Here is a 14,435-nt window from a genome sequence, read left to right on the forward strand (position 1 = left end):
ATCGCCCCTTGGACACCGTGTTATAATACCCCTTATTTTACCATAAACCTCAATATTTTGAAAAAATGCTGCGGCGCGGTGGAACTTTTCCCCGCCATGTGCGTGGATAGGAGTGAAAGGGTGTGAATCCGTGGAAAAGGTCGGACTGGAAGACGTGTACCGCTTGTACGTCAACGACATATACCGCTACCTCTGCCGATTGACCGTTGACCGGGTGCAGGCGGAAGACCTGACGCAGGAGACCTTTTTTCGGGCGTATCAATACCTGGATGACTATCGTGGGGAAAAGGTGCGCCCCTGGCTGTACAAGGCGGCCTACCACACGTTTGTGGACTGGCATCGGAGGCGGAAGAAGCGTCCGTGGCGATTGGTGGAGAAGATTCCGGAACAGCCGGACGGGGCGGCGGCGGACCCGGTGCGGACGCTGCTGAGCCAAGAGGCGTGGTCATCGCTGCGGACGTGCCTGGACCGGCTGCCGGAGAAGCAAAAACAGGTGATCCTGCTGCAGTACGAACAGCTCAGCTACGCGGAAATCGCCGAGGTGCTGGGCATCGACACGGGGGACGTAAAGCGCTCATTGTTTCGCGGGCGGCAAAAATTACGCAGAATGTGGAGGGATGAACTTGACGACGGACAAGGCAAATGAGGATCGGGAACGGGAACTGCTGGCATATCTGCGCGGTGAAATGACGAAGGAAGAAGCTGCCTCTTTCCGTGCGAGGATTGCAGCGGACGAACTGTATGCGGAACGCTTGGAGGAGCTTTTGCTGGGCAGCGGCGGAGAGGAGGAGAGAGAAACGGACGTGCTGTCCGAAGAGACGCAGCGCGCCATCCTCCGCCGCAGCAAATGGCGCCACAGGCTCGGCAACGCGGCTTACACGGTGGCCATCTCGCTTCTCGTCGGGGCCGTCCTGATGTTCACCAACGGGTGGATCGGCTGGTATTTGTACGAGGACGCCTACCGGGTGGCCCGGGACATGGTGCACTTTACCCAGCCGGGGCTCACGGTGGGCAGCAGCGGTTCGCAAATCGGATTTTTGTACGGGGAGATAACCATGGAACTGCGTGAACAGGTGGGGAGAGACGATCAGAACGCCGGAACCTTTTCGATCAGCAACGTCTTCTCGATCATTTCCGCGAAGCCGGCATGGACCGACGGTTTGCGGAAAGAGCGGCTCTTTTTTCTCTTTCCGTTGTCAGCGGACGATCGGGAAGAAAGCGCCATCCGCAGAAATCCTGCCTGGAACACGCTGGAAAAGCTGCCGGAGGGAACGGTGGCGCAGCTCGCCGTCTCGTTTGACCGGCTGCTGACCCATGATGAGTACTACGCCCTTTTTTCCGGCTACGATTTGGATACCACCTGGTTCGCCGTGGACACGGGGCAGGAGCGAAACCATCCGGACGCGGCGGAAGGCAGTCTGCTGCTGTCGGCCGGTGACGTGTGGGGATACGCGGAAAGAGAACTCGATTACGGCGAAGCACCGATTCAGGCACATGGCGAAGGTGAGCGGCGCGCCCGGGCGTACCTGGCGGAAATGGAGTATCTCGCGGGACAGGAACGGCTGACGAACGCCATTGGCGAGCGGCTTGTGACCGCCCGAAACCGGCTGCGCATCGAGGAACGCTGCCGCTACCTGCAGCAGAACGGTGTGCGCCTCTACGGGGCGGTCGTGACGGGCCCTGTCAAGGAACTGCTAAAGCTGCGGCAGGAGCCGTCGATCACGGCTGCCTTCGTGGGCCGGATCGACTGGTGGAACTGGGACCGGCCGAGTGCTTCGGGCCAGCGAACCAGTCCGTGAAGACTGGACAATTCGCCCAAAAAAGGGTGTTGACAGCGAGAAGACGGGGTTGTATGATTCAAACAAACGTCAAAACCGCATACGTTGGATACCTTATCCAGAGAAGGTGGAGGGACTGGCCCGATGAAACCCGGCAACCGACATGACGCTGTTCGAGCGATTCTGGCGACAGACGTGCAGCGCATGCACGGTGCTAATTCCTGCAGAAACAAAAGTATTCTGGAAGATAAGGGGGAGACGACACGCAGACGCGTATGAACAGACCTCTTTTCTTCGGGAAAAGAGGTTTTTTGTATGTGCGGAATGCTCCGGCTGGAGGCGGCAGCAGCACACACGCCGCCCGGCGGCCGCCAACATAGACAAAGCGAAAGTGCAAAGACAAGTGAATGTGAAGACAAGAGAATCTGTCAAAGGAGAGGGGATTGGACCATGGCGTATCGCGCATTGAGCGAACAAGAAGCAGTGCAGTACGTAAAACAACTGCCGGACCTGTTTGCGCCGGAAGCGGAACTGACCAGCCGGGAGATTGGTGACGGCAATCTCAACCTGGTATTCCACATCAGGGAGGAAGCGACGGGCAAAAGCGTCGTCGTCAAGCAGGCACTGCCCTACGCCCGCGTAGTGGGTGAATCCTGGCCGCTCACGCTGGACCGCGCCCGAATCGAAAGCGAGGCGTTGCGCATCCAGCACAAATACGTGCCGGATCTCGTGCCGAAGGTGTATCACTACGACGAGGAGCTGGCCCTGACCGTGATGGAAGACGTCAGCGACCACGTGATTATGCGAAAAGGCTTGATCGAGGGCAACCGCTACCCGCTGTTCGCCAAACAGATCGGCCGCTTTCTCGCCCATACGCTGTTTTACACGTCCGACTTGGGGGCGCATCCCTACGACAAAAAAGCGCTTGTCGGAAGATTCATAAATCCGGAATTGTGCAAAATCACGGAAGACCTCGTCTTTACCGATCCTTACGAAGACGCGCCGACCAACAATTTCAACCCGCTGATCAAGCGGGAGGTGGAGGCGATCTGGAACAACAAGCAGCTGAAGCTGGAAATTGCGCAGCTCAAGTACGATTTTCTCACCCGGGCGGAGGCGCTGATACACGGCGACCTGCATACCGGCAGCATCTTTGTATCGCCGACGTCGGTCAAGGTAATCGACCCTGAATTTGCCTACTACGGCCCGATCGGCTTCGACATTGGCGCGGTGATCGCCAACCTGCTGCTGAACTACGCGGGCCAGCACGGTCTGCAGCCGGACGCAGGAAAGCGGGGGGATTATCGAGAATATCTGTTGGCAACGGTGGAAGACGTTTGGAACGAGTTTGTCTCCCAGTTCGTCCAGCTCTGGCACAAACAGGCGAAAGAGCGGAGCGCCCACACCGAAGGCTTCTGGCAGGGCTACGTGCAGCGGCTGATCCGCGACGCAGCAGGCTTTGCCGGCTGTAAAATCCTGCGCCGCGTCATCGGACTGGCGGGCGTCGCCGACCTGAACAGCATCGCCGATGACCAGACCCGCGCGGAAGCAGAACGGCTGGCGCTGGCGATTGGCCAGGCGCTGATTCTGGAGCGGAACAAGGTGGAAGTATCGACAGACATCACAGATATCGTTCGGACGGTTACCGCACGATACTACCAGGAGGCTGTAGTATGACAACGACCAGCACGCCATTTGCGCCGGTCAAGTGGCAGGATGACGCGCTCGTCCTGCTGGACCAGACCCGGCTGCCCGTTGAAACGACATACCTGACACTGACGACTGCACAAGAAGTGTGGGCGGCCATCCGCCATCTGCAGGTACGCGGGGCACCGGCCATCGGCATGGCGGCCGCCTACGGTTTGTACCTCGGCATCCGCAACAGCGACGCCAACGATTTCGATACGTTTTGGCAACACCTGAGCGAACAGGCTGACTACCTCGGCACCTCTCGCCCGACGGCAGTCAACCTGTTCTGGGCCCTGGACAGGATCAAAGCACGCGTGCAGCGCGAGTCCGGCAAACCGGTGGCAGAGCTGAAGGCAGCAGTCCTGAATGAAGCCCTGTCCATCCAGCGGGAAGACGCGGAAGTGTGCCGCCGGATCGGAGAGCATCTGCTCACCCTGCTGAAAGACGGCATGGGCATCCTGACGCACTGCAATCCGGGGGCGCTCGCGACAGCAGCCTACGGCACGGCGACGGCCCCGCTCTACCTCGCCAAGGAGCGCGGCTGGAACCTGAAAGTGTACGCTGACGAGACTCGGCCTGTGCTGCAGGGGGCGCGCCTCACCGCCTACGAGCTGCAGCAGGCGGGCATCGACGTCACGCTGATTTGTGACAACATGGCGGCGATGGTGATGGCCCAGGGCAAGGTGCAGGCAGTCATCGTCGGCACGGACCGCGTGGCTGCCAACGGTGACGTCGCCAACAAGATCGGGACCTACGGTGTTGCCGTTCTGGCACACGCGCACGGCATACCGTTTTACGTGGCGGCCCCGCTGTCTTCTATCGATCTCGACACGCCGACGGGCGCAGACATTCCGATCGAGGAGCGGCCGGCGGAGGAGATTACACATGGACTGGGCAAACAGGTGGCGCCGGACGGCATCAAGGTGTACAATCCTGCGTTTGACGTCACTCCGGCCCGCTACATCACGGCCATTGTCACCGAAAACGGCATCTACAAACCGGACGAAATCCGCAACTGCAAACGCTGACGCAAACAGCCCCGGACGGCCCAGGGAAGGGCGTCTCGTCCGGAGGTCCTTTTTCCCACCGATAAAGCGCCCCCGGGCGCTGTTTGCGTTTCCTGGAGGAGGAGAGACATGAGAGTGATTCCCATGACGATGGAGGCCTGCCTGAAGCAGCTGGAACCGGCCGACGCGGAGGAGTTGTTCTGGCTGACGGATGTCAACCGGGCCTATTTGCGCCAGTGGCTGCCGTGGCTTGACATCGTGCGCGAGGTAAAGGACACAGCCCAGTTCATCGCCTTAACGATTGACCAGCACAAGCGCCGCCAGGGCACCCATTACGGCATCTGGTACAAGGGCAGGTTGGCCGGGACGCTGGGCGTCCACAGCATCGACTGGAACAATCGGAAGACGTCCATTGGGTATTGGCTGGGGGAGCAGTTTCAGGGAAAAGGGCTGATGACTCAGGCAGTGGCCGCTTACCTGGACCATCTCGTGTTTGGCGAGTGGAATCTGGAGCGCGTCGCCATCCAGGCGGCGACGGGCAATGTAAAAAGCCGGGCCATACCGGAGCGGCTTGGCTTTCAGCTGGAAGGCGTGCTGCGCAGCAACGAATTCTTGTACGACCATTTCGTCGACCACGCCGTCTACAGCATGCTCGCTGCCGAGTGGCGAGGCCGGAGATCCGCGGGGATGAGCAGGAGCGGGATTTGAGAGAATATGTTGGATTGACAAGAAAATTTGGATAACTTACGATCGTAACATGACTAGCGAAAAAGGGATTGCGTGCAGCGCATCCCTTTCTTTGTTGCGAACAAGCAATAGGTCAAGCGGCGTGCCTGCCTGATGCGGGACACTGCCAGCTTTGACCGTGATACAGAGTCGGCTGTCCAGCCAGCGCAGGAGGGGCTGCATCCAAACAGGTACCTGTTGCAGCAGGTTTTCTCTCTGCGGCGCAGCCAGGGAGTGCCGCTGACGTGGCGGGAAGGCTGCACATATGAATAAGGAAGAGTTTGAGAGGAGTTACCGGAAATTATGTCGTCATCGCGTTATACCTTTTGGGTACTGATCCTGGTGGTGGTGATCGGCGGCGTCAGCCAGGGTCTGACCATCCCGCTTTTGGCCGTGCTGCTGGAACAGCAGGGGGTGTCGTCTTTGGCCAACGGCCTGAACGCGGCCGCCTTGTACATCGGGATGGTAGTGGCTTCACCGTGGTTGGAGATCCCGCTCAGACGGATCGGCTACCGTTCCACCATTTTGTGGGGATTGGTGCTGGTCACCGCCTCCACCGTGCTGCTCCCGTTCTTTACCCATCTGGCTGTCTGGTTTGCCCTGCGCCTGCTGATGGGCGTGGGCGATACTTCGCTGCACTACGCCAGCCAGATGTGGGTGACGAAAATTGCGCCGCCAGAGCGGCGGGGACGGGATTTGTCGCTGTACGGATTGGCATACGGGATCGGTTTTAGCATCGGACCGCTGGGAATCAATCTGCTGCCGTTCGGGATCTGGGCACCGTTTGCGGCGGTCACTGTCCTGTACGTGCTGGCGTTTTGCCTGCTGGCCCGTATCCGCAATGCGTATCCCGATCCGGTACCGCCGGCTGCGGATGGAAGGCGGGAAAACCGCTACGCTGCCGTCTTCCGGCTGGGGTGGCTGGCGCTGATTCCGTCGTTTTTGTACGGATTCATGGAGACGTCGCTCAACGGCAGCTTTCCCGTCTACGCGCTGCGAACAGGCATCTCAGTGGAGTGGGTGTCGCTGATCCTGCCGTCGTTTGTCGTGGGCAGCATCATCCTGCAAATGCCGCTGGGGGCGTTGAGCGACCGGATTGGGCGCAGACTGGTGATGGGTGTCTGCGCATTGGTGGGGGCAGCTGCGTTTTTGCTGTTCCCGTTGAGCGGCGACAGCGTCTGGGCGATGATGCTGCTGTTGGCCCTGGCGGGTGCGGCGGTCGGGTCGTTTTACTCGCTGGGCCTGGCCTTTGCGGCTGACATCCTGCCGGCGTCCATGGTGCCGACGGCGGGCATCATTGCCGGCGTGAACTTCGGCGTGGCCAGCATTCTTGCGCCCAATCTGAACGGTCTCATGATGCAGGTGTGGGAGCCGTGGACCATCTTCTGGCTGATGGGCGGGCAGCTTCTCGCTTTCGCCGTCGCCTGCCTGCTGAAGCGGACCCAGTCAGAAAAGATGTGCCTTCATACCCAGGAAAGCTAGGCGCAGCATCCCTCTGCCGTCACAATATCGTCTGTCATGCAGCCCGACTAACGGGCTGTTTTTGCTGAACGTCCTTCAAATTGGGCGCAGACCCAAAGAATAAGCGGCGCTCCCGGCATAAACTGAGAACAGCAGGGGAAACGTAAGGATAGTCCCATTTTTTGTCGAAAGGGGTCGACCCGATGCTTACGCCATCCGTATTTAAACGCGGGATTATCTGGATTCTGTTTTTTCTGCTGAGTCTGGTCGTCGCTCCCTTCTTTACAGATGACAGCAATCCGGCGCCCGCTCCCGCCGCTCCGCAGGCGACAGTCCGATAGGGCGACGGCACACATACCCGCGTTCACGGCCAGTCCGGCCGGCGAGATGCATGGCGTGCCCCGGCATCCCGTATCCACAATCCACGTGGTGCGGGATGTTTACGTTTGGGGGGCTGTCCTGGAGGGGAAGGAGATATCAATGAATACGTCGAAAGGCTCAGGAAGGAAGGGCATAAAATTCATGAAGTTTGTTAAAGAGCTAGACTTTAAAAAAAGAACGATTGAATGGCAGGCACTCGCTGACATAAAAAAACGGTAACACAAGGTGTGAACTGGATTCATGAAAAACTTGGTCAGGGATATTTTTACTATTATCAGGATTGCTTTAATCTTTCTTGCTACCTTTGCACTTTCAAGCCTATTGTTTTTTAGGTTTTTCTATGATGGTAAAAATGATGAACTAGTTTTTTTAATCCAGTTGGTTGTCGTTTTTCTAATGAACCTCGTATGGTATAAGTGGAAACAACATAAAGAAAAATGACTTTAAGGGGGGATAATATTATCTTCCCTAAAAATATGTTTAGATATTTTTGGCGTTCCATATCTCTTCGCTTTTTTTCATCTGCCGCTGACGCATCCCGCTGCAGTTGGCTCCCTTTGCCTTCGCGAACCCAAGTATAAGGAGGGAATTATCATGTCGACGTGGATCTTCCTGTCCATCATTGTTGGGGGTCTTTTGGTTTTTGGGGTAGTGTATGACCGCGTAACAAAAAGAAAAGCGAACGTGAAGGATTTGGATACAGCAATGAAAAACTCAAGCCCGTCTAATATGGTATACAAAGAGACGTTTTTACATGAACAGCAAAATAAAATTCATGATTATAGCCAACTGCACTAATCCTGTCATCTGATGCACGAAGGTGGAGTACCCGCTGATAAAATATGTTAAACTGCTGAAATTTTCGAAACATTAGGCTACAATAGGGAGACAGGAATACAGACAGACGGAACCAGGGGGTACAAGTCGTGATCATCCAAGTGACAGACCTGCGAAAAAATTACGGAAAGCTGGAAGTGCTGAAAGGCATCACCACCCAGGTGGCGGAACGGGAAGTAGTGTGCGTGATCGGGCCGTCCGGCTCGGGGAAAAGCACGTTTTTGCGCTGTCTCAACCAGTTGGAGGAGATGTCGGGCGGACGGATCGTCATCGCCGGTCGCGACCTGAGCGATCCCAAGGTGGACATCAACAAGGTGCGGGAAGAAGTCGGCATGGTGTTCCAGCGGTTCAATCTGTTCCCGCACAAGACCGTGCTGGAAAACGTCATCCTCGCTCCCATCAAGGTGAAGAAGATGCCGCTGGAGGAAGCGCGGCAGCATGGACTGGCCCTGTTGAAAAAGGTGGGGCTGGAAGACAAGGCGGACGTCTACCCGGACCGCCTCTCAGGCGGACAGATGCAGCGGGTGGCGATTGCCCGTGCACTGGCCATGAACCCCAAAGTGATGCTGTTTGACGAGCCCACCTCCGCACTTGATCCGGAGCTGGTCGGCGAAGTGCTGGGTGTGATGAAAGACCTGGCCAGGGAAGGCATGACCATGATCGTCGTCACCCACGAGATGGGCTTTGCCCGCGAGGTGAGCGACCGGGTGATTTTCATGGATCAAGGCGTCATTGTCGAAGAAGGAACGCCCGAACAGATTTTTTCCAGTCCGCGAAACGACCGGCTGCGCGCCTTTTTGGGCAGGACGTCGGCGTAAGCGTGCAAACATGATTTTCAACCCGATAACTAACAAAGACAAAACCCAGGAATGCTGGAAAATCAACATTCCTGGGTTTTTCATTTTTATCGGGGACAGCCCCTTTTGAGCCAGCCTTTTTTGTGCGCAATGCTTGGCGGCTTACTTTCGAATCGGTTTCCAATGATTGCGTATTTCATTGAAACCAAATGAAAAATGTGGAAAAATATACCTCCTGCGGTTTGGTTGGCGCAAAACAAGCACCTATTGTGCCGCATCAAGAAGCTGGCTCACAGTGACAAACCGGTAGCCCTGGGAGCGGAGATCGGTAATCAGCTCTTGCAGTGCCGCTACGGTCTGCCGCTGGTTCAGCCCGCCGTCGTGAAACAAAATGATGTCTCCGGCCGAGACGCTGCTTTTAACGCTTTTGGCAATCACCGAGGCGGTGCGGGCCAACGACCAGTCGCGCGGATCGACCGACCAGTGGATGATGTCGTACCCGCATGACTGGACGGCGTTCAACACGTCGTGGGTCATGACGCCGCCGGGCGGCCGGTAGTACTGGGCCAGCACGCCGGTCGTGCGCAGGATCGACTGCTCGGCGCGCTTGATCTCGTCGTAAATCTCCTGTTCGGTCAGCTTGTTCAGGTCGTAATGATGGTACCCGTGATTGCCGATCTCGTGCCCGGCTTTCTGGATCCACTGCATGATCTTGGGATATTGCTCCGCTTTGGAACCGAGCACGAAAAAGGTGGCTAACACGTTGTTGCGGTGCAGCACTTCCAGGATCTTCGGCGTGTAGACGGCATCCGGTCCGTCGTCAAAGGTGAGCGCCACCACTTTTTTCTGGGTGTCGATGCGATGGATGGGCTCGTAGGCGGGGACAGGCAGACCAGACGCGGCGGTGCGGGACGTCCATCCGAAGAGGCAGAGGAGCAGACAGGCAAACAGCATCCTGCGGCGCAAGACTACCGCCTCCTTTGCATGAATGGTCTTTTTCTAGCTTCACCGGGCCCCGGGAAAACATGCTGCCAAAAGAAAACAGCGGTCTGCGGGAAAGCGGGATGTGGTAGAATGAAGGGACCGTACATAGGGGAGGAGAGAGTAATGGTGGAACTCCGCGGTGTTCTGCATGGGCTGGTCCACCAGTACCACGGCAAGGATCAGCCTGTTGACTACTATCTGCAGGTGGGGGAAGACCGGCTGCCGTTGAATGAATGGCTGGGCCGCGAACTGACGATCGCCTTTCTCGGCGAGAAAAACTGCATCGCCTGCGGACGCAAGACCAACAAGACGTTTAACAACGGGTACTGTTACCCCTGTTTTACCAAGCTGCCGGAAAACGACTTGTGCATCGTCAAACCGCACGAATGCCACTATGATCAGGGGACTTGTCGAGACGCCAGCTTTGGAGAGGCGCACTGCATGATTCCGCACTACGTCTACCTGGCCGTATCCAGCGACGTGAAGGTGGGGCTGACGCGAAAAAACAACGAGCTCAAGCGCTGGGTGGACCAGGGAGCCATCCGCGCCATCCCGATCGCGGAGGTGCCGACCCGGCGCATGGCGGGAGAGCTGGAGGTGCACCTGAGCCAGTTTTTGCCCGACAAGACCAACTGGCGAAAAATGCTGAAAGGGGATGTCAAGGAAGTGGATCTCCTCGCCCTTCGCGAAGAGGTGTACGCCCACTTCCCTGAGGAGTTCAAGCCGTTTCAGTACCGGGAAGACGAATGGATAGACATCACCTATCCGATCCTGGAGTCGCTGGACAAGATCAAATCGCTGACGCTGGACAAGCAGGAGAGTCTCGGCGGCAAGCTGATCGGCGTGAAGGCCCAGTACCTGATTTTTGAAAACGGCGTCTTCCAGGCGAAAAAACACGCCGGTTACCAGGTGCAGGTGACCGTCACCGCCTGACGTGCATAAACCAGCCCCCTTCGCTCCACACTGAAAGAAATCGGAGCGGAGGAGGCGAACGCACGTGACCCGAGAGCAGATCCAATACACGGAACCGCTGACCGGCACGCTCGCAGAAGCGGCAGAAGCAGACCCGCTGGGGGTGCCCTTTTCGCCGCTGGCGCAGACGTGGCAGGTCAATCCGGGTACGGAAACGGCGGAGCCGGGCGGCGAGCCTGGTGAACCGGTACGGACAACCAATTAAAAGACGGATGACAGGGTATGGCAGCCAGCAGCGATGCGTGGCTGCCGTTTTTTAAGGACTGCCCTGGTCGCATGAAAAAAAGCCCGCGTAACTTCGGGAGGGGGGCACCTGTCCTCTCCTGCACGTTACTTGCGGGCTCCAGTCTGAATCGTTTTTGCCGCGAGGGACATCGTGGTATGCTAGTAGCAGGAACAATTCTTTCCATTGTTAATTATCACGCGTTCGAGGTGAATCAGTATGACGATCAAGGCATACCTCTACGACAGATGCGGCACCTGCCGCAAAGCGAAGCAGTGGCTGAATCAGCACGGTGTCGCCTTTGAGGAGATTCCGATAGTGGAAGCACCGCCGTCCAAGGAGGAGCTGCGCCGGATGTGGCAGGCGAGCGGGCTTGACCTGCGCAAGTTTTTCAACACCAGCGGCCAGCACTACCGCGAGTTGGGACTGAAGGACAAGCTGCCCGCGATGAGCGAGGAAGAGATGCTGGAGCTGCTTTCGTCCAACGGCAAACTGATCAAGCGCCCGCTGGTGACGGACGGCAATACGGTGACAGTTGGCTTTAAGGAAGATGAGTTCGAAAAAGCCTGGGGGGCGCGCTGACGATGCGGACCCCGTCGCGGCGTTTGGAGCACCTGTCGTCGGCGATATTTTCCGAACTCGCGAGGTGCAAGCGGAGCGCGGCGCAGCGTCGTCCCGTCATCGACCTGAGCATCGGCAGTCCGGACCAGCCGCCCGCGCCTGAACTGGTGGACGCGCTGGTCGAAGCCGTGCGGCAGCCGGGAGCGTTCGGCTATCCGATGACCGACGGGACGGACGAATTTCGCGCCGAAGTGGCCTGCTGGTACCGGTACCGGTTCGGCGTCGCGCTCGATCCCGACAGGGAGGTACACTCGTTGATGGGCTCCCAGGACGGTCTGGCCCACTTTGCCCTGGCCTGGGCCGACCCCGGGGACGTGGTGCTGGTGCCGGACCCGGGGTATCCCATCTACGCCGGCAGCGTCCGTTTGGCGGGGGCCGACCTGTACCCGATGCCGCTGCGGGCGGAAAACGGCTTCCTGCCCGATCTGGCGAAAATTCCGGAAGAGGTGGCCCGGCGCGCCCGCTTCATGATTCTCAACTATCCGAACAACCCGGTGTCTGCCGTGGCGCCGCTCTCCTTTTTTGAACAGGTGGTGTCCTTTGCCAAACGGCACGACATCATCGTGGTGCACGACCTGGCCTACTCGGAAATGGCGTTTGACGGTTATCGGCCGCCCAGTTTTCTGCAGGCGCCCGGAGCCAAAGACGTGGGCATCGAGTTCAACTCGTTTTCCAAAAGCTTCAACATGGCCGGCTGCCGGATCGCCTACGTGGTGGGCAATGAAGAGATCATCAAGCCGCTGGCCGCGGTCAAATCCAACGTGGATTACGGCGTCTTTCTCCCCGTGCAGCAGATGGCGGTGGCGGCGCTGCGGCTGGACAGGGAGTCGGGTTCGTCAAACGCGGTGGGCCCCCTCTACCAGGAACGGCGTGACGTGTTGCTCGCTGCGCTGCGGGAAGCGGGCTGGGCGATCGAGCCGCCCAAGGCGACCATGTTTGTCTGGGCGCCGGTGCCGGCCGGATGGAGTTCGCGGGCGTTTGCCTTTGCCCTGTTGGAAGAAGCGGGCGTGGTGGTCGTCCCCGGCAGCGCATTCGGCGCGGAAGGAGAAGGCTACGTGCGCATTGCTCTGGTGCAGCCGCCGGACGTGCTGCGGGAAGCGGCCGACAGAATCGCGGCATCCGGCATATTGTCTCGAAAACCGACCGGCGCATAAACGTTCCTGCGAGTGGGAATGCTATTTGTTGTGCCATTGAGATGGAATTACAGGTTGAAATGATTCCTACATTATATTGACTATAAAGAGCTACGTTGATATGATGAGAACTGTAGGCAATAAAACAAATCCTAAGGAGGTTGTTACATATGGCACAACGTCTTGTTGGTCTTCCGGCCCCTGACTTTACGCTGGAAACCGCTCTTGGCAACGGCAAGGATTTCGGTAAGGTTTCCCTCTCCGACTACCGTGGCAAATGGCTGGTACTGTTCTTCTATCCGCTCGACTTCACGTTCGTGTGCCCGACGGAAATTATCGCGCTGAGCGATGCTATCGAAGACTTCAAAGATCTGGATGCGGAAGTGCTCGGCGTATCCGTTGACTCCAAGCACTCCCACCGTGCATGGATCAACACCCCGCGCGACAAAAACGGTCTGGGCGGCCTGAACTACCCGCTCGCTTCCGACTTCAACAAAACCACCGCTCGTGCTTACGGCGTGCTGGATGAAGAAGCTGGCGTAGCATTCCGCGGTCTGTTCATCATCGACCCGGAAGGCGTTCTGCGCTACCAAGTCGTAACCGATCTGAACATCGGCCGCTCCGTAGACGAAACGCTGCGCGTGCTGCAAGCACTGCAATCCGGCGGTCTGTGCCCGGCCAACTGGCGTCCGGGTGAAGCTCACCTGACGGCGAACTAAGCATCGCGGCATCAGATGAAAAAGGGTCTAACAACCTGCTGTTAGACCCTTTTTTTGCAGGAGCGATGAGCAAGCGACTCCTGTTTCAATAGAAGGGCCGTTTTTGGCATAAGCTTTTCTGTAGGGAACCGAAAGGAGATGTGCTTTCCATGCGTTTGCGCGAAGAACTGCCTGATTTCCCCGGTGTGACCGAATGGGTCAACGGACAGGCGAGCAAGTCCGAACTGGCCGGCAAACCGGTCCTGGTTCACTTCTGGTCGATTAGCTGCTACATGTGCAAGGAGTCGCTGCCGCAGGTGAACGAGTGGCGCGAAAAATACGCCGCCAACGGCCTGCAGGTGGTAGGCATCCACATGCCGCGCTCCGAAGCGGACACCAACGTGGAGGCCATCAAGGAAACCATTGCCGAGTACAAGCTGACGCACCCGATTGCCATCGACAACCAGATGAAGACCACCGACGCGTTCCAAAACGAATACGTCCCGGCTTTCTACCTGTTTGACGAAAACCTGCAGCTCCGTCACTTCCAGGCGGGCGAGAAGGGGCTCAATTTGGTAAAAAAACGCCTTCATCGAATTTTGGGGATTGAAGAGGAATCCTAGAACGTTTGTCCAATAAGTAAGGGGTAACCGAATGTACCTGATAGGAGGATACGTAAGCGATGGAATTCCCGAAACACCTTCGTTACAGTGAAGAGCACGAATGGGTGCGCGTAGAAGGAAACAAGGCGTATATCGGTATTACGGCTTTTGCCCAATCCGAGCTGGGCGACATCGTGTTCGTCGAATTGCCGGAAGTAGGGGCCGAGATCAAGCAGGATGAACCGTTTGGCAGCGTGGAGTCGGTCAAGACTGTATCCGAGCTGTATGCTCCTGTCAGCGGAAAAGTGGTGGAAGTAAACGGCGAGTTGGAAAACGCGCCGGAACTGGTCAACACGTCGCCGTACGAGCAGGCGTGGATGATCGTCGTGGAAATGTCTGATCCGAGCGAACTGGATAAGCTGCTGGATGCGGACAAATACGAAGCAATGGTAAAAGAATAGGAATGTGCACGAAAAGGCCGGAAGCAGCATGCTCCGGCCTTTTTCTCACGGGGCGGGCCGTGCTC

17 protein-coding genes and 1 riboswitch are annotated in these 14,435 nt (G+C 57.6%); of the genes, 16 read left to right on the forward strand and 1 reads right to left on the reverse strand.

From position 1 onward, the window contains the following. The first annotated feature begins 130 nt into the window (after window positions 1–130). From ETC00_RS14725 to ETC00_RS14765, 9 genes are all read left to right on the forward strand, one after another. On the forward strand, window positions 131–646 hold the full coding sequence (locus tag ETC00_RS14725; RefSeq protein ID WP_371808910.1) for an RNA polymerase sigma factor: 516 nt from the start codon (window positions 131–133) through the stop codon (window positions 644–646). Beyond that, window positions 618–1,799, forward strand: coding sequence for an anti-sigma factor (locus ETC00_RS14730; RefSeq protein ID WP_171566834.1), 1,182 nt, complete (start codon window positions 618–620; stop codon window positions 1,797–1,799). Before ETC00_RS14725 ends, ETC00_RS14730 begins: the two co-directional genes overlap by 29 nt. 90 nt (window positions 1,800–1,889) lie before the next feature. Next, window positions 1,890–2,032, forward strand: a riboswitch (SAM riboswitch). 196 nt (window positions 2,033–2,228) lie between these two features. Next, window positions 2,229–3,455: an S-methyl-5-thioribose kinase gene (gene mtnK, locus ETC00_RS14735; RefSeq protein ID WP_171566835.1), complete on the forward strand. Its 1,227-nt coding sequence runs from the start codon at window positions 2,229–2,231 to the stop codon at window positions 3,453–3,455. After that, window positions 3,452–4,495, forward strand: coding sequence for an S-methyl-5-thioribose-1-phosphate isomerase (mtnA, locus tag ETC00_RS14740; protein ID WP_171566836.1), 1,044 nt, complete (start codon window positions 3,452–3,454; stop codon window positions 4,493–4,495). Before mtnK ends, mtnA begins: the two co-directional genes overlap by 4 nt. A 108-nt stretch (window positions 4,496–4,603) precedes the next feature. Then, window positions 4,604–5,182, forward strand: coding sequence for a GNAT family N-acetyltransferase (locus ETC00_RS14745; RefSeq protein WP_171566837.1), 579 nt, complete (start codon window positions 4,604–4,606; stop codon window positions 5,180–5,182). Between the two features lie 321 nt (window positions 5,183–5,503). Beyond that, a complete protein-coding gene (locus ETC00_RS14750) occupies window positions 5,504–6,682 on the forward strand; it encodes an MFS transporter (RefSeq protein WP_171566838.1) in 1,179 nt (392 codons plus the stop codon). Between the two features lie 182 nt (window positions 6,683–6,864). Beyond that, window positions 6,865–7,002 (forward strand): hypothetical protein, encoded by a 138-nt coding sequence (locus tag ETC00_RS14755; RefSeq protein ID WP_171566839.1) that lies wholly within the window; start codon window positions 6,865–6,867, stop codon window positions 7,000–7,002. A 634-nt stretch (window positions 7,003–7,636) separates the two neighbouring features. After that, the gene (locus ETC00_RS14760; RefSeq protein WP_171566840.1) at window positions 7,637–7,840 is read left to right on the forward strand and encodes a hypothetical protein; all 204 of its coding nucleotides are present in this window, start codon (window positions 7,637–7,639) and stop codon (window positions 7,838–7,840) included. Between the two features lie 128 nt (window positions 7,841–7,968). Further along, window positions 7,969–8,697, forward strand: coding sequence for an amino acid ABC transporter ATP-binding protein (locus ETC00_RS14765; protein ID WP_304415109.1), 729 nt, complete (start codon window positions 7,969–7,971; stop codon window positions 8,695–8,697). Window positions 8,698–8,940: 243 nt separating this feature from the next. Here the strand turns inward: ETC00_RS14765 and ETC00_RS14770 are convergent, their stop codons facing one another. Next, window positions 8,941–9,630, reverse strand: coding sequence for a polysaccharide deacetylase family protein (locus ETC00_RS14770; RefSeq protein ID WP_371808911.1), 690 nt, complete (start codon window positions 9,628–9,630; stop codon window positions 8,941–8,943). 156 nt (window positions 9,631–9,786) lie between these two features. On the opposite strand from ETC00_RS14770, the gene ETC00_RS14775 reads away from it, so the two are divergent. The 7 genes from ETC00_RS14775 (at window position 9,787) to gcvH (ending at window position 14,370) form a co-directional block, all read left to right on the forward strand. After that, window positions 9,787–10,593: a DUF2797 domain-containing protein gene (locus tag ETC00_RS14775; protein WP_171566852.1), complete on the forward strand. Its 807-nt coding sequence runs from the start codon at window positions 9,787–9,789 to the stop codon at window positions 10,591–10,593. Between the two features lie 64 nt (window positions 10,594–10,657). After that, window positions 10,658–10,837: a hypothetical protein gene (locus ETC00_RS14780; protein ID WP_171566842.1), complete on the forward strand. Its 180-nt coding sequence runs from the start codon at window positions 10,658–10,660 to the stop codon at window positions 10,835–10,837. Between the two features lie 237 nt (window positions 10,838–11,074). After that, complete coding sequence (locus tag ETC00_RS14785) at window positions 11,075–11,437, forward strand: arsenate reductase family protein (RefSeq protein WP_171566843.1); 363 nt, start codon at window positions 11,075–11,077, stop codon at window positions 11,435–11,437. Window positions 11,438–11,439: 2 nt separating this feature from the next. Beyond that, entirely contained in the window at window positions 11,440–12,630 is a 1,191-nt protein-coding gene (locus tag ETC00_RS14790; protein WP_171566844.1) for an aminotransferase class I/II-fold pyridoxal phosphate-dependent enzyme, read from the forward strand. Between the two features lie 149 nt (window positions 12,631–12,779). Continuing rightward, window positions 12,780–13,328 (forward strand): peroxiredoxin, encoded by a 549-nt coding sequence (locus ETC00_RS14795; protein ID WP_171566845.1) that lies wholly within the window; start codon window positions 12,780–12,782, stop codon window positions 13,326–13,328. A 149-nt stretch (window positions 13,329–13,477) separates the two neighbouring features. Then, window positions 13,478–13,930, forward strand: a complete 453-nt coding sequence (locus tag ETC00_RS14800) for a redoxin domain-containing protein (protein ID WP_171566846.1) — start codon at window positions 13,478–13,480, stop codon at window positions 13,928–13,930. Between the two features lie 59 nt (window positions 13,931–13,989). Further along, on the forward strand, window positions 13,990–14,370 hold the full coding sequence (gene gcvH / locus ETC00_RS14805; RefSeq protein WP_029098324.1) for a glycine cleavage system protein GcvH: 381 nt from the start codon (window positions 13,990–13,992) through the stop codon (window positions 14,368–14,370). Window positions 14,371–14,435 lie beyond the last annotated feature (65 nt).

Source organism: Brevibacillus sp. MCWH (assembly GCF_013096935.1).
Taxonomy (GTDB): Bacteria; Bacillota; Bacilli; order Brevibacillales; family Brevibacillaceae; genus Brevibacillus; species Brevibacillus aydinogluensis.